Here is a 15,842-nt window from a genome sequence, read left to right as displayed (position 1 = left end):
CGCTGGCGCGCGGAGGCCGTCCGCAGCACCATGGCGCCATGTCTCCTCAGGTGCGCAGGGTCCGGTCCGGCGAGTGGCGGCTCTATCGCGAGTTGCGGCTCGCGGCGTTGCGGGACGCCCCGGCGGCCTTCGAGGAGCGGTACGCGGATCTGCTGGCCTGGCCGGACGACGCGTGGAGGGAGCGAGTCGAGGACGGCGCCTCGGGCGACGAGGAGAGCATGTTCGTGGCGGTGCTCGACGGCCGGTTCGCCGCCAAGGCCACGTGCTTCACCGAGTCGACCGGGGCGTCCGCTCAGGTCGTCGGCGTCTATGTCGTGCCACACCTTCGCGGCAGCGGGGTCGCCGGCGACCTGATGGCCGCTGTCATCCGGTGGGCCCGCGAGGAGGCCGGCGTGGATCGGCTCCGGCTCTTCGTCATGCGGGCCAACGAACGCGCCGCCGCCTTCTACCGGCGCACCGGCTTCGCGGCGACCGGGCTGACAGTCAAAGACGAGGACGAGATGGCGTACGACCTCAGGGAAGCGCCCGCCGCACTCCCTTGAGCCCGCCCCGCGCCCACTCCTCGAGGAAGGGGACGGTGGCCTCCGGGAACAGGTCGTGTTGGGCGACGACCGCCCAGCGCAGGTGCAGGAAATAGGCGATGCCGTAGGTGACCGGGTCGACATGGTGGAACGCGTCGATGCCCGCCTCGTCCAGGAAGCCGACCAGGTCGACGCCGGCCGGGGCGATGGCCGGCAGCTGCCAATCGATGACGCGGTAGCCGTCGGCGGTGGGGAAAACGTGGGCGGGCTTCAGGTCGCGGTGGACCAGACGCGAGCGGGCTTCCACCTCGTCGAGGACCACGGGTGAGACGATCCAGCGCTCGATGTCGTCAACGCCCGGTGTGAAGGATTTCGGGAACCGGCCGTCGGAGGCCAGGCGACGGAGTTTGGCCAGGGTCACGGCCGCCTCGGCCGTCCATTTCGCCGGCGTTCCGACGTCGAGGTGGACGGGCAGGCCCGGCTCCAACTTGCCGATCTGGTCGACGACCGCGGTCGCGTGCGCCAGCAGATCCTCCTCGCCCAGCTTCAGGTCGGCCAGCGAGGGCGAGTGGATCCAGTCGACCAGCAGGGCGTCGTCGAGCAGCCTGTGGCCGGGAAGCAGGCGGGCTGTTCCGGCGGCCGCGTAGAACTCCCGCTCGATCACGGGTGGCGACGTCACCTTGTAGGCGTAGGTCCGGCCACTGGCCAGCACGATTTTGCGGGTGTGCGACAGCGGCCATGCGGCGATGGTCCGACTCTCCACGACGGTGTCGCCGAGGAGCGAGTCCAGGGATGGCATCGGCGGATGCTAACCAGGGCGCGGCGGCGAGGGACAGTCAATTTCCGGGCAGGGGTGGGATGAGGGCCGCTATCGCCTTCTGGCCGGCCGCGTTGGGGTGGTCGCCGTCGGAGGCGAGCAAGCCCGTCGGGTCCTGGGAGCCGTCGGCGCCGTGGAAGGCGGCGTCGGTGGAGACGTACGTGGCGCCGGTCTTCGTGGCGGCGGTCTGCAAGGCCCTGTTGATGACCGCGGTGGCCGATTCGGAGTCGGAGACCTCGTCGGCGCCGTACTTCGAAGCGGCCACCCTGCCGTCCAGGACCACGTTCCAATAGCCGAGGACGACCACCCGGGTGTGGTGGACGGCCTCGATGGCCTCGATCGTGGCCTCGACGTCGTCCCGCACGCCGGTGGCGACGGCGGGATACTTCGACGGGTCCTCGAAGTCGCCGGCCATGTCGTTGGCGCCGATCATGATGACCACCTGGGTGGCCGATTCGAGGACCGACTTCTCGGTGGGCACTTCGGCTCGTACGTCGGCGGCCGTCGCTCCCGACCTCGCCAGGTTGACGTTCGACGCGTGCTGCGACGAGGCGTACAGGGCCGGAAATGGCTGGCAGCCACAGGAAGCGCCCGCCGCGACCGAGTCGCCCAGGGTGACCACGACGGGCGTGGCCGCCGGGTCGCAGGCGGCCACCAGGAGCAGAAGCAGGACGGCGACACGCCTCACGGCAGCGGCCCGGCCAGGTGGGCGGAGAGCCAGTCGAAGGCGGGGGCCTCCATCTGGCGCCAGACGGCGCTGCTGTGCCCGCCGTGCGCGACCACCGCGGTAGTCACCGCGAGCGGGCCGTGGGCCGACGCGGCCAGCAGGCGCGAGTCGTGGGAGCACTGCTTGTCGTCGGCGGCCCAGCCGAGCCACAGCGCGGACGCGGGCTGCGGCAGGTGTTTGAGGCGCCAGTACGGGTTGTTGGTGGTGTGCTCGGAGCCGTCGCCGATGGTGATGCCGGCCGAGGCGTACCCGGAAAGGCTGGCCCCGGCCGCGAACTGGGTGGGGTGCTTCAGGGTGAGGTTAATGGCGCAGAAGGCACCGGCCGAATATCCGGTGAGGCCCCATCCGGCGCGGTCGGTGCGGATCCGGTAGTGCGCCTTGGCGAAGGCGGGCACGTCGACCGTCAGGAACGTCTCGGCCTGCGGGCCGTTCTTCAGGTTGGTGCACTCGGTGTCGAGGGTCGGATTGGTGGTCTGCTGCGGGAAGAGCACGACCGTGGGCGCCATCCGGCCCGCCGCGATCTCGGCGTCCAGTGTGGATTTGACGTTGAGCTTGTGCACCCAGTACTGCGGTGTGCCGGGCACGCCGTGGAACGCCTCGATGACGGGATATCGGGTGGTGCCTTCGTGGTAGCCGGCGGGCAGGTACACGTACATCGGGAGGGTGAGTTTGCTGGCCGGGCCGTGCACGCTGACGGCGAACAACTGGCTCGAACCGGTGCTGGACGCGACCGGCACGGCGTCGGTCGCGGTCGGGAACGCCTCGGTGAGGGCGTTGAGCTGTACGCCGACGGCGGCCCCGACGCTCACCACGGAGCCCAGGGCCAGCAGGCTGCGCCAGGCCCAGTGCAGCCGGTTCCAGAACGCGGCGAGCGCCACCGCGAACACGAGCACGGCGGCGAGCGCCACCCAGAGGAGGGTGTTCACGCGGGCACCCCCTTTGCGAGAGCCGGCAACGTCTTGGGCGCCTTCAGCGCCGGTGGCAACGCGCCGGCGGGCTGGTTGAGAACGGCCGACCCGGCCGGCGCCGACTTGACGAAGGCCGCGGCCAGGGGCACGGTTCCGCGCACGTCCCAGCCGATCGCGGTCACCCGCAGATCGCGGCCGAGCTGAGCGGGCAGCGTCAGCAGCGCGGTGGCGGTGGTGGCCGCGGTGGGTTCGATGGTCACGGTCACTGCTCCGGGGGTACGCCGGGGCTCGCCACCGAAGGCGAGCACGACCGGGAACGTCACGTCGGGCCGGTCCTCGTAGTCGGCCGGAACGGTGAGGCGCGGGGCGCGGGCGAGATGCCACGCGTCCCAGCCCGGCGGCCGCCACTCGAGCGTGCCGTTCAGGGCGCTCCGGTCGAGCAGCCCGGCGCGGACCTCGCCGGTGACCGCGACCGTGCCGGTGTCGCCGCGCAGCGCCTGCCACGACGGGTAGAACTGCTCACGCCGGTTGTATTCGAGGCCCGCGGTGAGCACGAGAAGCACTTCGAGGAGCAGGATTCCGGTCGTACGGGTGAGGGGGCGCAGCCTTCCGCCGCGCGGCCAGAAGAAGACCGTCGCCACGCCCACGACGACCGTGAGGGTGGCCGTCAGCAGGAGCAGGGGCCGGCCGGTCAGGCTCATGCGGACACCTCGGCCCGCTCGGTGGCCGGCCGGCGCAGCTTCGGCAGGCGCGGCTCGGGCAGGAAGGCTTCGGCCCGCATGGCCGCGACCGCGATGCGCGGCAGGTCACGGGCCGTCGGGAAGCACAGGTAGCGCGGCACCCAGGACGGCAGATATTTGGCGTTGGACCGGTAGAGCGACTCGATCTGCCACAGCTTCGAGGCCGCGCGCAGCAGCCGGGCCCACAGGCGCAGCACCGGGCCGGCGCCGAGCTCCTCGGCCCGCGCGAAAACCGAGCGCAGGACCGCGAAGTTCAGCGACACCCGGCGTACACCCAGCGCATTCGACTCTTCCAGCACCGAGGCGACCATGAACTCGGTCAGGCCGTTCTCGGCGGTCCGGTCGCCGCGCATCAGGTCGAGCGACAGGCCGTCGGCGCCCCACGGAACGAACTGCAAGAGCCCCCGCAACTTGCTGTTCTCGTCGTGGCAGAGGACCAGAAGGTTGTCGCCGTCGCCCGGATCGCCGAGGCGGGACAACGCCATCGAGAAGCCGCGCTCGACCGGGCCGTCGCGGAAGGCGTCGGCGGCGCGGATCGCGTCGGCGAGCTCGGTGTCGGAGAGGTCGCGCTGGCGCACGACGCGGCACGTGTATCCGGCGCGCTGAACCCGGTTGACCGCCTGCCGCACGCCGCGCATCGGACGGCCGTTCAGCGAGAACGTAGTCGTGTCCACAATGGCCTCGTCGCCGAGCTCGACGACATCGAGACCCGCTTTCTTGTACGCCTTGCCGGCCGCGTTTCCGCATCCGAGGACGGCCGGGGTCCAGCCGTGCTGCTGGGCGTCGGCCAGCCAGGCGCTGATCGCCTCGGGCCAGGCCGACTCGGGGCCGATCGGGTCGCCGGCGGCCAGGCTGACGCCGTTGACGACCCGATAGGCGATGACGGCGGCCTGGTTCTCCGACCACATCAGGGACTTGTCGTCGCGGGTCGCGAAGTAGCTGAGTGAGTCGGCCTTGCCGTACCGCTGAAGAAGCTCGCGCAGGCGCACCTCGCCCTCGTCCGTCCGTTCGGGCCGGCGCGAGCCGGGCCGCAGCAGCAGCACCAGCGCCACACCGACGGCCAGCAGGCCGCAGGCGCCGGTCGTGTAGGCGACGATGTCGCCGCCGAAACGGTGGCGGAACTCGAGCGGGCCGTGGACGCCGACGAGGCCGAGCGCGGCCTGCTCGGCCCACTGCGAGACGCCCGGGGTGCCGACGAGGTGGTTGGCCCGGACCGCGATCTCGATGAAACCGAGAACGAAGCCGGCGGCGGCGAACCCGATGAGGGCGTGCAGGGCGCGCCAGCGGTTGGGCCGGTCGGCGAGGGCGGTGAACCGGTCCTGCGTGGCCAGCAGCATCACGAAGAGGATGGCGCTGACCCCGGCCGCGTAGTAGTCGAGGCCCTTCAGCAAGTGCAGGGCGATGGCGAACCCGGACAGGCCGACCGCGACCTGCCACGCGCGGCGCTTGCCGCGGCGCAGGCCCGCGCCGAGGTAGATGAGGAGCAGACCGACGACCACGGTGGCCGCGCGGGCGGAGAAGACGCCGAAGGCGGGAACGAACTCCATGAGCACCGACATGTGGCCACGCCGGTGCGGAGCGATGGTGGACAGGACATCGAGGAGGCCGGCCACTTGGACCAGCCGGGCGATCGTCCGCCTGGAGAGCGGTGGACTCGCCAACCGGGTCTGCTTCATAGGGCCATCTTCTGTGCGGAGGCTGTGTAATGCCCGTGAAGTGGGCTGTGTGCTGCCTCAAGCGTGGCGACCAGCACAAACTCGTTTTGCGAAGTCACTGACCGCACGGGCAGCGGTAACCGCCCGTACGGGCAACGGCAAACCCTCCGGGCGCCGATCCGGTGTGATCTACGACGCGGGGAAATCGGTGGAGCGGCTGACGTGCGCCCACTTCTCGGCCTCGGCGGTGCGTGCCGCGCCGGCCTCGATGGCGGAGGCCACGGCGGCGGAGCCGAGGGGCAGGCGGCGTGGCGGCTCCTCCTCGTCGACGATGCGGACGATCGCGGCACCGGCCCGGTCGGGGTCGCCGGGCTGCTTGCCGTCGGACTGCTCGCGCAGCTCGTGGAAGCGGCCCACGGAGGCCTCGTAGTCGGGGCCGACCTCGTGCCGGACCATGGAGGCGCCCTGCCAGTCGGTGCGGAAGGCGCCCGGCTCGACGATGACCACCTTGACGCCGAACGGGGCGGTCTCGGCCGCCAGCACCTCGGAGAAGCCCTCGACGGCGTACTTGGCGGTCTGGTAGGCGCCCATACCGGGCGTGCCGCCGACCCGGCCACCGATCGAGGAGACCTGCACGAAGGTGCCGCTCCGCTGAGCCCGCATGACCGGCAGCGCGGCGCGGGTGACGTTGACGACGCCGAACAGGTTCGCCTCGATCTGGTCGCGGAAATCGGCCGGGTCCATCTCCTCGATGGGGGCGCTGTTGGCGTACCCGGCGTTGTTCACCACGACGTCGAGTCGGCCGAACGCCTCCACGGTGGCCGCGACCGCGGCCTCGGCGGCGGCCGGGTCGGTGACGTCGAGCGCCACGGCCCGTACGGAATCAGGAAATTTGGCCACCAGATCGTCGAGCTGCTCGGGGCGGCGGGCGGTGGCCACCACCGAGGCGCCGTCGGCGGCGGCCGCCTCCGCGATCGACCGCCCCAGACCGCGCGAACTACCGGTGACCAGCCAGACCTTGGGCTCAGACATGTCCCTCACCTCTCGTGTTGTTTCACCAACAATTGCTGCCGAAAGGTGCGAGCGCGCCCGTATCTCCTACCGGTCATGCACCCCGGTGAGCGCGGTCACGCCGTGACGGTGAATCCCGTGGGCCGCCGGGCGTGGTTCAGGGATGTGGCTCACCTCGTCGATTCGCTGCTGGCCGTGGTTCTGTTCGCGCTTCTGGTGCCTCTGCTGGCCCTTCCGTGGATCCATCGGCAGTACCAGCGCTACGGCCGGCTCACGGGGTGGTCGGCCGTCCTGGCGGCGTCCGAGGTGCTCTATCTCTGCGGGCTGCTGGCCTTCACCCTGTTTCCGCTGCCGGACGAGACGGCCGCCTACTGCGCGAGCCGGACCACGGCCGACTTCCTCAACCTGAACCCGCTCAACGATCTGGTGGCGACCCGGGCCGGAGTCGCGCAGCTATTGCTCAACGTGGCGCTGTTCGTGCCGTTCGGGTTCCTGGCCCGCTACCGTTTCCGGCGGTCGCTGCTCGTGGCCGGGCTCGCCGGCCTGGCGACCTCGCTGCTCATCGAGACGACGCAGGGCACGGCCGCGTTCGGGTTGTTCGCGTGCCCCTACCGGGTGGCCGACACCGGTGACCTCATCACCAACACCACCGGGGCGGTGCTGGGGTGGCTGATCGCGGCCCTCGCCGGACGGCTCCTGCCCGATCCGCACCCGGCGCCCTCGCCCGACGTCGCGCAACCGGGACTGCTGCGGCGAGGGCTGGCCGTCGGGGCCGACCTGCTGATCGGGTTCCTCACGACCACCACCGTGCTCGCCGTTCTCACGCTGACCGGCGCGGCCGATCCCGGGCCGGCGTGGGTGACGACGGTGGCGCTGATCTCGTACGTCGTCACGACCCTCCTGGTGCCGCTGCGGCGCCGGGACCACGCCACGCTGGGCCAGGCCACGCTCTTCCTGGCCCCGGACGCGGGGCGTGCGGTGTGGCCACGCTTCCTGGTGTGGTGGCTGCCGGTGGCGCTCCTGCAGGCCGGCGGCCGGTTCCCGGTGGTCCTGTGGGCGATGCTCGTCATCGGTGTGCTCGCCCGGCTCCGCCACGATCGCCGCAGCGTCCTGGAACTGGTGTCCCGGAGCACGACCTCGACCCGCAAGGTCAGGCGGTGACGGGCGACCGGAGAGCTTAATCCCAGGTTGCACATCAGCAGCCCGGAACGCCGTGCTCTGGCACCATGACCGCCATGGAGGCCTCAGCGCAGATGACGGTCGACAACATCGTGCGGCGAACGCCGATGCGCGAGTCGCGGCTCTGGGCGGGCGAGTCGTACCCACCACGGCAATCGTCGTCCAAACCCTCGACAGCGGCTGGTTGATCGAGATCGAGGTGATCGCAGCAGCGTGACAGCGGGGCTCACAGCGCGCCGTCTGAGGCGCTCAAGTCGCTCCTCAAGGCCGGTCGTGACGGGCGACACGCGGGGGCAGGCCAGGGGGTTTCCCTGGGTCGCCCGGCGCCGGGGCGCGCCAGTCTCGGGAGCATGACCTCTGCACAGCTTCTCGAGAACAAAGTCGCGCTCATCACGGGGGCCGGACGCGGCATCGGGGCGGCCGCCGGACGGCTGTTCGCGCGGGAGGGGGCGCGCGTCGTGCTGGCCGCCCGCAGCGAACACGAGATCGCCACCGTCGCGCACAGCATCCGCGACGACGGGGGCGTCGCCGACTGGGTCGTCCTCGATCTGGCGGACGCGGACAGCGTGCGTACGGCCGTGAACCGCGTTGTTGAACTGCATGGGCGCCTGGATGTGGCCTTCAACAACGGCGCGGTGCCGGGACCGCACGGCTTCGTCGACCAGGTGCCGGACGAGGAGCTGGACCAGATCTACGCCGTGAACTTCAAGGGACAGTGGGTCGCCATGGCGGCCGAGGCCGAGGCCATCCGGTCCACCGCCGGGCAGGGGGCGATCGTCAACACGTCCAGCCTGGGCAGCCGCCGGGCCAACCTCGACCACCCGGCGTACGGCGCGCTGAAGCGTGCCCTCAACAGCCTCACCGACTCGGCCGCGGTCACCTGGGGACCCGAGAACATCCGGGTCAACGCGATCGCGCCCGGCCCCACCCGCACCGAGATGATCGACGGCTACGTGACCAGCACGCCGGGCGCGCTCGAGCAGATGCAGGGCCAGGTCGCGCTCGGGCGCCTGGCCGCGCCGAGCGAGATCGCCGAGGCGGCGGCCTGGCTGCTGAGCGACCGCGCCTCGTACGTCACCGGCGCCCTGCTCGCGGTGGACGGCGGGGCCGGCGCCCAGTAGGGCATCATCGGCTGATGACCGTGACGGGGCGGGTGGCCGATCGGATCCTCGCGCTCGCGCCGGGCCATCCGGTGCGGGTGGGGATCGACGGTCATTCGGCCGCCGGTAAGACGACCTTCGCCGACGAGCTGGCCGCTGTCCTGCGCGGAAGGACGGCGCGGCCCGTGCTCCGGGTCATGCTCGACCGTTTCAAGAGACACGTCGATTTCCGTACGGGATATCCGGCCGGCTCGCCGGAGAGCTACTACCACGAGATGTTCGACGTGGACGCCATCCGGGATCTCCTGCTGGCGCCGCTCGGGCCGGGCGGGGGCCGGCGCTTCCGGACGGAGATCATGGACTTCCGGGGCCGTACGCCGGTCGACTCCGGCGTGTGGGTGGCCCGGGAGGACGCGATCCTGGTGGCGGATGGCGCCTTCCTGATGAAACCGGCGCTGGCGCCGCACTGGGACCTTCGCGTCTACCTGCACGTCGAGGTGACCGACGTGATGCGCCGGGGGCCGGCCCGGGACGTGGCGTGGATGGACTCGATGGAGGCGGCGGTCGAGCGCTACCGTACCTATTACGTGCCGGGTGAGCAGCTCTATCTGGACGAGGTGCGGCCGGCCGAGCGGGCGGACATCGTCATCGACAACCGGGATTTCGCGGCGCGCTCGGTTCTCCGGGAGTCGCCCGCAGCGCCCGGAGGTAGCGACGACGATAGACCCGCTGGGCCACCAACAGGGCCGGGAACGCCCTCCCCCACCAACCGTCCGCGGGGCGGGTCAGCGATCGGAGAGTGAGCCACACCCGGCCGTCCGGCGTGCGGTGGGCGATGAACGCCTCCTCGCCGCGGACGGGATGGCCCTGCTGGGTGCCGTAGGCGAAGCCGCACCGGTCGGGGCGCTCGACGACGGCGACCACCCGCACCGGTTCCCGCACGCGCAACGGGCCCACGCGGGCCAGCAGCTCGTAGTCGGCGCCGGGCCGGGCCCGGACGTCGCCGCCGGCCGGGGTGACGGTGAAACCGCTGCGGCGCTTGACCTGCCACGTCATCACGGCCTCGGACACTTCGTGCCAGCGGTCGGCGCCGCCGCCGAGGCAGACGGTCCGCTCGTAGGCGCGCCATCCGGGCGGGTGGGACGGCCAGTCGTCCGCGGTGGGACGGGTGCCACCGACGACGTCGTAGTTGAGCTGCGGCACCAGGTCATTCTGGCAGCCCTACTGCTGCATGGTGGCCTCGGTCGGTGATACGGAAGGGCCGGGCTTGAGGGCGTACGCCGTGACGCCCGTCAGCAGGAGCAGGGTGGCCGTGACGGCGGCGGTGCGGTCGGACGGTGACTGGATCAGCCAGAAGAGCGCCCGGTGCCAGGCGGGGCCGTCGGGGGCGCCGAACAGGAGTTGCACGGCGGTCCAGCCGATCGGGGGCGCCCAGGCCAGCCGGGTGCCCAGCAGGGCCACCGACAGGCCGGTGAGGCCGGTCAGGCCGGCGCTGTCCCGGGCCAGCTGGGCGAAGGGGCCGAACGAGGTGCCGGTCGCCCCGAACAGGGCCAGTGCGGCCGTGACGAGGATGCCGCAGGCCAGCAGGTGTACGGCTCGGCGGGGTGGCCAGGGCAGGGCGGCCGTGGACTCCAGGCTGTCGTCGTGGCCGGCCAGGGTCGGGATCACCGGGGCGAGAGCCAGGGCGACCGTGAGGACGGTCAGGCCACGGTCGATCTCGTGGTCGTGGGAGAAGGCCGACCAGGCGGCCCAGGTGACCACCACCGCGCCCAGCGACGCGGCCAGGGCCGCCGGCAGGCGCCGCGCGCGGAGGTGGAGGGGCAGCCAGCCGGTCATCCACGGTCCTTTCCGGTCAGCAGCGGCAGCAGGCCGGGGCGGCACGCGGCGGCCGCGTCGCGCAGGGCGGTGACCCGCTGGGTCTGCTCCGGTGCGGGGAGAGCGTTCAGCTGCCGTACGGTCTCGCGAACCTGGTCGTGGAAGGCGGCGTCCTCCCAGGAGTGACCCCGGACGTCGGCGGCGCTCAGCAGCCAGGCCCCGGCGGCGGCCTCGGCGACGCTGTCGGCCTCGTCGCCGGCCGGGCAGCCGCGGTTGGCCGTGCCGGCGCCCCGCACGATGCTCTCGACCAGGCTGGTTTCGGGGTCGAGGGTGAAGACCACGGCGCCGGCGGGGGCGGGAACCCCGGCCGGCTCCGGTTCGCCCGGCTCGTAGACGGTGGCGGCGCGCCACTCGACGGCCTGTGTGGGCGCGCCGGGCAGCTTGGCCAGCAGGGTCAGGGCCTGGCGCACCTGCGGAGTCACGCCGGCCAGGTCGTGGGAATGGACGTTGGTGACGCAGACGCGGGGTGTGCCGTCGGCGCAGACGAGGCGCTGGGCGTCGTGGTCGATGGTGTAGCGGCCGGCCAGGCCGGTGCGCGGAATGAACGCGGCGGCGACGATCGCGACGGCGAGGATTCCCACGGCGGCGGCCCGCAGCGCCCACGAGCGAGCGGCGGCGAGCAGGAAGCCGGCCGCGGCCAGCCCCACGCCGAGGGCGAGGTGGCCGAGGAGGGCCCGGTCGTTGACGATCTCCCAGTCGTACGTGGGTGGTTGCACCGCCAGCTCGAGGTTGTTGACGTGGCCGGCCTCGCCGGCCGGCGTGATGAGGGAGAGGCCGAGCAGTGCGATGAGGCCGCCCGCGGCCAGCGCCGGCGGGAGCATGGGCGAGGCCCAGGCGCGACCGGCGGCGTAGCCGAGCCAGGCGCCGCCGGCCAGGATCGCCGCGTCGGTCAGCGGGACCAGGACCGTGGACAGGAGGGGATAGCCGCCGTTGACGGCCACCAGCGCGCCGCCCGCGGCGAAGACGAGCAGGTGGCCGGCGGCCAGGGCGACCGCGACCGCCGCGACCGGCGGGACGACGCGCTGCCACCTCGGCCGCGGGGTGCTGGCGAGGACCTCGTCGGCACGGGTCCGGCGCTCGCGGCGGCCCAGCATCGCGCCGGTGGCGAGGGTGACCGGCAACAGGATGAACAGGCCGACGGCCTGGTCGTTGGCGAGCCGGGTCCACTGGCTGTCCCACGTGCTCAGGTCGGTGGCCAGCGCGGCCACGGTGATCGCGACGATCAGGGCGGCCCCGGCGAAGGCGCCGCCGCGCCGCAGTTCGACGCCGACCATGCGCAGCATCATGAGGCGCTCCGGTGGCGGTTCAGGAGGGTGGTGTAACCGCGCTCGGCCGGGCTGTCGCCGACGCCGCCGGCCTCGTCGCCGAGACGGGTCAGGTCGGCCGGCAGGCCCTGGAAGACCAGGCGGCCCTTGTCGATGAGCACGAGGTCGGTGCAGGCCGCGACGACGTCCTCGACCAGGTGGGTGGAGACGACGACGCAGCTGTCGGCGCCGAGGTCGCGCAGCAGGGTGCGGAACTCGACACGCTGCTCAGGGTCGAGGCCGACGGTCGGCTCGTCGAGCAGCAGCAGGTCCGGGTCGTTGACGATGGCCTGGGCGATGCCGGCCCGGCGCAGCATGCCGCCGGAGAGCGACTTGAGCTTGGAGCCGGCCCGGTCGGCCAGCCCCACCCGCTCGATGGCGCGCTGCACCGAAGCGGCGACCGCCGACGACGGCATCTCGCGCAGCCAGGCCATGTACTCGACGTATTCGCGCACGGTGAACTTCGGGTAGAAGCCGAAATGCTGGGGCAGATAGCCCAGGCGGCGGCGCAGGGCCCGCAGGCCGCGCCCGTCGGCGGCGTCGGCGCCGAGCAGCGTGAGCTTGCCCGCGGACGGCTTGACGACCGTCGACAGGGACCGCATCAGGGTGGTCTTGCCGGCGCCGTTCGGGCCGAGCAGGCCATGGACGCCGGCGCCGAGGCGCAGATCGAGGCCGTCGACGGCCAGATGCCGGCCGGCCTTGAGCCGCAGCCCCTCGCTCTCGACGTCGAAGGCGTGCATGCGGGGCGCCATCTCGGCGCCGGTCACCGCTCGAATCATCGGTTCTTCCCTCAGTTCCAGTTGTCGGCGCGGCGGTGGTCACCGGCGCGCAGAGCGGCGAGAGCGGACAGGATCACCGCGGCCAGGGCCCAGGCCGGCCAGGCGGCCGGCTCGATCAGGACGGGCGGCCGGGCCGTGACGACGGCGGGCGCGGCCACCACGGCCAGCCAGGCCGAGGCGAGCAGGGCGGCGGCCCGGGGAATGCCGATCCGCCCGCCCAGCAACAGGTTGGCGGCGGTGAAGGTCAGGCACGGCAGCAGCCACAGGGCCGGCGACTCCCGCAGGAACCATCCGGTGACGGCCAGCGCGGGGATGACGGCGGCGAGGACCGCGATCGTACGGCGCAGGAGCAGCTCCGGCCCGCCCCGTGGCGTTCCGGCGATCAGCTCCCAGGCCGGGTCCGTACGGCGCGACCACGCCACCGCCAGCCCGCTCAGCGGGGTCACCGGGGCCAGCAGCAGCACCAGCGACGGCCGGTCCGGGAAGGTCCGGTCGAGCAGGAAGGCCGCGACGACCGCGGTGAGGGTCAGCACGGCCCACGGCACGAGGCCCCAGGCCGCCCATCGCTGGGCCCGGCGCCGCCACGAGCTGACGGGTACCGGCTGTGGGCCGTGCCGTGTCTCGGGGGCGAGCTGGAGGCGTACCCCGTCGAGCATCTGAGTGACGGAGAGCGGGACGGCACCGGCGAGGCTCTCCCGGCAGTCGGCGCAGCTCTCCAGATGGGCCTCGATCGCCCACACGGTGGCGTCGTCGAGCCCCGGATCGCCGGCGGCGTACGCCGTCAGGGACGCCCGCGTTGCATGAGTGGTCACGACAATGCCTCCCGCATCGCGCTGCGGGCGCGCCGCGCCCGGCTCTTGACCGTGCCTTCGGGCAGCCCTAGCAGCACAGAGGTCTCACGGACGGTGAGCCCGTCGAGAACCATGGCCCGCAACACGTCGCGCAGCTCGGGGGCGAGTTGCGAGAGGGCGGCGCCGACCTCGTCGCCGACCGTGGCGGCCAGGGCCTCGTCCTCGGCCGCGGGCGCGCTGCGGACGGGAAGCTCCTCGGAAGGCTCTTCGAGGTTGCGGGCGCGGCTGCGGAAGGCGTCGACGAGGCGGCGGGCGGCGATCGTCCAGATCCAGCCGGCCGCGCTCCCCTCGGCCGTCCCGCCTCCGGCGAAGGACCCGGCCGCGCGCCACACCGCCACGTAGGTGTCCTGGAGCACCTCGGCCACGAGGTTGTCGTCGGCGCAGCGGCGGCGGAGACGAACGGCAAGCCATGGCGACGTACGCCGGTAGAGCTCCTCGAAGGCGGCCCGGTCGGCACGCGCGACGCGGCGCAGCAACTGCTCCTCGTCCAGCCTGGTCACTTTCACACCCAGTCAGACGAGGAGCAGCCGCGCCGCGGATCACGAGCGAGAGTGGCGCTCGTCACATGTTGCTGGCAAGGAAGGCCGCGATCTCGTCGACGGCCGGGGTGACGTACTCGGGCTTGTCGTAGAGGTCGACGTGGCTGGCGCCCTCGACCCAGAAGATGCGCTTGGGGCCGGTGTGGCGCTGGAAGGCCTCGATGCCCATCCAGGCGGTGACGGCGCGGCGGCCGATGACCGACAGCAGCGGGCGGTTGCCGATCAGCGGGACGGCGGCCCAGGCGTCGAACAGGGCCAGGTGGTCGATGCTCTCCCACGGCAGGGCCTTGGTCGAGCGGGGGTGCTGGCCGCGCGGGGTGCAGTAGTACTCCACGCCCTCGAAGCCGTGCTCGCCGCCGAGCTCGCGGCCCTGCTCGGGGGTCGGCGGGAAGAGCGGGAAGGTCTGCGTGCCCTCGCCGCGGGCCACAGCGGTGCGGGCGGCCGCGGCGGCGTCCAGCATGCCCTGGAAGACGGCGGGATCCTGGTCGCCGTCGGCGCCGAAGCGGAACTGGCGGGCGACGTCGACGCCGCTGACCGTGGCGATGGCCTTGATGCGGTGGTCGCTCGCGGCGGCGTTGAGGACGTAGCCGCCGGAGGCGCAGATGCCGACCACGCCGATGCGGTCGGCGTCGACCTCGGCGCGGGTGGTCAGGTAGCTCACGGCCGCCTTGTGGTCCTCGATGCGGTGCGCCGGGTCCTCCAGGCCGCGCGGCAGACCCTCGGACTCGCCCTGATAGGCGGCGTCGAAGGCGAGGGCGACGTAGCCGCGCTCGGCCAGCTCGCGGGCGTAGAGGCCGGAGGCCTGCTCCTTGACGCCGGTGCCCGGGTGGCCGACGACGACTGCGGGAAGGTTGGCGCCCTCCGGAATGTAGAGGTGGCCGGCGATCTGGAGGCCCTGGCTGTCGAACTTCACGTCGATTTTCTGCATGGTTCAGCGTCCTTTGTAGACAGTGGTGCTACGGGTGGAAGGGAGTGGAAGGGAAAGCGGGGATTACGCGGGGACGGAGGTCCAGGAGGCGAGGATCCGCAGGGCGTCGTGGGACGGCGTGCCGGGCTCGGCGGTCACGATCATCAGCTCCTGACCGCTGCCGTCCGGGCTGGCCCAGACATCGCAGTCGAGGGTCAGATCGCCGACGACCGGATGGCGGTAGTGCTTGGTGCCGTAGCTGGCGCCGTTGACGCGGTGCTCGGCCCACCACGTACGGAAATCGGGGTCCCGGACGGCGAGGTCGCCGACCAGCCGGGCCAGCTCCGGGTCGTCGGGGTCGGCCGCGGCCCGGGTGCGCAACGCGGCGACGGCATCCCGGGCGTCGTGCGGCCAGTCCGCGTGCAGGGCCCGCATGCCCGGATCGGTGAAGAGCAGGCGGACATAGTTACGGTTCTTCTCGGGCACGGCGGCGAAGTCGGTGAACAGGGCCGCGGCGGCGCTGTTCCAGGCGAGGACGTCCATCCGCTTGCCCAGGACGATCGCCGGCGACTCGGACAGCTGGTCGAGCAGCCGCCGCATGGCCGGCCGCAGCCGCTGCGGGGAACGCCGCCGCCGGGGCCGGGCGTCGGTCTTGCCGGCGATCTCGTAGAGGTATGCCTCCTGGTCGTCGTCGAGGCGCAGCGCCCGGGCCAGCGTGGCCAGCACGGCGGCCGAGGCCGCGACCCGGCCCTGCTCCAGCCGGGTGTAGTAGTCGACGCTGATCGCGGCCAGGCCGGCCACCTCCTCGCGCCGCAACCCCCGCACCCGGCGGCGGTCGCCAAACTCCGGCAGGCCAACGGCCCGGGGAGTCAGCTCGGCGCGCCGCGCTTTGAGGAAGTCGCTCAGTTCCGAAGAGGTCATGTGGCAAT

General features: G+C 72.5%; 18 protein-coding genes. 4 read left to right on the top strand and 14 right to left on the bottom strand.

Annotated features, from left to right (window positions below):
- Positions 1 to 38 precede the first annotated feature (38 nt).
- Positions 39 to 542: a GNAT family N-acetyltransferase gene (locus tag ACQP2X_RS17690; protein WP_498698302.1), complete on the top strand. Its 504-nt coding sequence runs from the start codon at positions 39 to 41 to the stop codon at positions 540 to 542.
- On the opposite strand, the gene ACQP2X_RS17685 is transcribed toward ACQP2X_RS17690, so the two are convergent.
- The 6 genes from ACQP2X_RS17685 to ACQP2X_RS17660 form a co-directional block, all read right to left on the bottom strand.
- Positions 514 to 1,320 carry a hypothetical protein gene (locus ACQP2X_RS17685; protein WP_498698300.1) on the bottom strand — a complete coding sequence of 269 codons (807 nt, stop codon included), beginning with the start codon at positions 1,318 to 1,320 and terminating at the stop codon, positions 514 to 516. The two genes, ACQP2X_RS17690 and ACQP2X_RS17685, sit on opposite strands and share 29 nt — an antisense overlap.
- A gap of 37 nt (positions 1,321 to 1,357) precedes the next feature.
- On the bottom strand, positions 1,358 to 2,026 hold the full coding sequence (locus ACQP2X_RS17680; RefSeq protein ID WP_498698298.1) for an SGNH/GDSL hydrolase family protein: 669 nt from the start codon (positions 2,024 to 2,026) through the stop codon (positions 1,358 to 1,360).
- Positions 2,023 to 2,991, bottom strand: coding sequence for an alpha/beta hydrolase (locus ACQP2X_RS17675; RefSeq protein WP_498698296.1), 969 nt, complete (start codon positions 2,989 to 2,991; stop codon positions 2,023 to 2,025). The genes ACQP2X_RS17680 and ACQP2X_RS17675 overlap by 4 nt, the downstream gene beginning before the upstream one ends.
- A complete protein-coding gene (locus ACQP2X_RS17670) occupies positions 2,988 to 3,674 on the bottom strand; it encodes a hypothetical protein (protein ID WP_498698295.1) in 687 nt (228 codons plus the stop codon). Before ACQP2X_RS17670 ends, ACQP2X_RS17675 begins: the two co-directional genes overlap by 4 nt.
- Positions 3,671 to 5,389: a phosphatidylglycerol lysyltransferase domain-containing protein gene (locus ACQP2X_RS17665; RefSeq protein WP_498698294.1), complete on the bottom strand. Its 1,719-nt coding sequence runs from the start codon at positions 5,387 to 5,389 to the stop codon at positions 3,671 to 3,673. Before ACQP2X_RS17665 ends, ACQP2X_RS17670 begins: the two co-directional genes overlap by 4 nt.
- 168 nt (positions 5,390 to 5,557) lie before the next feature.
- Positions 5,558 to 6,400: an oxidoreductase gene (locus tag ACQP2X_RS17660; RefSeq protein ID WP_498698292.1), complete on the bottom strand. Its 843-nt coding sequence runs from the start codon at positions 6,398 to 6,400 to the stop codon at positions 5,558 to 5,560.
- A 144-nt stretch (positions 6,401 to 6,544) separates the two neighbouring features.
- On the opposite strand from ACQP2X_RS17660, the gene ACQP2X_RS17655 reads away from it, so the two are divergent.
- The 3 genes from ACQP2X_RS17655 to ACQP2X_RS17645 all read left to right on the top strand — a co-directional run bounded on the left by ACQP2X_RS17655 (position 6,545) and on the right by ACQP2X_RS17645 (position 8,679).
- Positions 6,545 to 7,540 (top strand): VanZ family protein, encoded by a 996-nt coding sequence (locus ACQP2X_RS17655; protein ID WP_498698290.1) that lies wholly within the window; start codon positions 6,545 to 6,547, stop codon positions 7,538 to 7,540.
- Positions 7,541 to 7,614: 74 nt separating this feature from the next.
- Positions 7,615 to 7,746: a hypothetical protein gene (locus ACQP2X_RS17650; RefSeq protein WP_498698288.1), complete on the top strand. Its 132-nt coding sequence runs from the start codon at positions 7,615 to 7,617 to the stop codon at positions 7,744 to 7,746.
- Positions 7,747 to 7,908: 162 nt separating this feature from the next.
- Complete coding sequence (locus ACQP2X_RS17645; protein ID WP_498698286.1) at positions 7,909 to 8,679, top strand: SDR family NAD(P)-dependent oxidoreductase; 771 nt, start codon at positions 7,909 to 7,911, stop codon at positions 8,677 to 8,679.
- Positions 8,680 to 9,303: 624 nt separating this feature from the next.
- Here the strand turns inward: ACQP2X_RS17645 and ACQP2X_RS17640 are convergent.
- From ACQP2X_RS17640 to ACQP2X_RS17605, 8 genes are all read right to left on the bottom strand, one after another.
- On the bottom strand, positions 9,304 to 9,861 hold the full coding sequence (locus tag ACQP2X_RS17640; protein ID WP_498698284.1) for a DUF1990 domain-containing protein: 558 nt from the start codon (positions 9,859 to 9,861) through the stop codon (positions 9,304 to 9,306).
- Positions 9,862 to 9,879: 18 nt separating this feature from the next.
- Positions 9,880 to 10,494, bottom strand: a complete 615-nt coding sequence (locus ACQP2X_RS17635) for a hypothetical protein (RefSeq protein ID WP_498698283.1) — start codon at positions 10,492 to 10,494, stop codon at positions 9,880 to 9,882.
- A complete protein-coding gene (locus ACQP2X_RS17630) occupies positions 10,491 to 11,819 on the bottom strand; it encodes a hypothetical protein (protein WP_498698281.1) in 1,329 nt (442 codons plus the stop codon). Before ACQP2X_RS17630 ends, ACQP2X_RS17635 begins: the two co-directional genes overlap by 4 nt.
- On the bottom strand, positions 11,816 to 12,616 hold the full coding sequence (locus ACQP2X_RS17625; protein ID WP_498698279.1) for an ATP-binding cassette domain-containing protein: 801 nt from the start codon (positions 12,614 to 12,616) through the stop codon (positions 11,816 to 11,818). The genes ACQP2X_RS17630 and ACQP2X_RS17625 overlap by 4 nt, the downstream gene beginning before the upstream one ends.
- 11 nt (positions 12,617 to 12,627) lie before the next feature.
- Positions 12,628 to 13,428: a zf-HC2 domain-containing protein gene (locus ACQP2X_RS17620; protein ID WP_498698278.1), complete on the bottom strand. Its 801-nt coding sequence runs from the start codon at positions 13,426 to 13,428 to the stop codon at positions 12,628 to 12,630.
- Complete coding sequence (locus tag ACQP2X_RS17615) at positions 13,425 to 13,967, bottom strand: RNA polymerase sigma factor (protein WP_498698275.1); 543 nt, start codon at positions 13,965 to 13,967, stop codon at positions 13,425 to 13,427. The genes ACQP2X_RS17620 and ACQP2X_RS17615 overlap by 4 nt, the downstream gene beginning before the upstream one ends.
- A 61-nt stretch (positions 13,968 to 14,028) precedes the next feature.
- Complete coding sequence (locus tag ACQP2X_RS17610; protein ID WP_498698274.1) at positions 14,029 to 14,934, bottom strand: alpha/beta hydrolase; 906 nt, start codon at positions 14,932 to 14,934, stop codon at positions 14,029 to 14,031.
- Positions 14,935 to 14,997: 63 nt separating this feature from the next.
- Positions 14,998 to 15,834: a helix-turn-helix domain-containing protein gene (locus ACQP2X_RS17605; protein WP_498698273.1), complete on the bottom strand. Its 837-nt coding sequence runs from the start codon at positions 15,832 to 15,834 to the stop codon at positions 14,998 to 15,000.
- Between the last annotated feature and the right edge of the window lie 8 nt (positions 15,835 to 15,842).

The sequence above is a fragment of the Actinoplanes sp. CA-131856 genome (assembly GCF_050956135.1).
Classification (GTDB): Bacteria; Actinomycetota; Actinomycetes; order Mycobacteriales; family Micromonosporaceae; genus Actinoplanes.
Note: the sequence above shows the minus strand (reverse complement) of the source record. Positions and strands in the feature narration are given on the sequence as shown.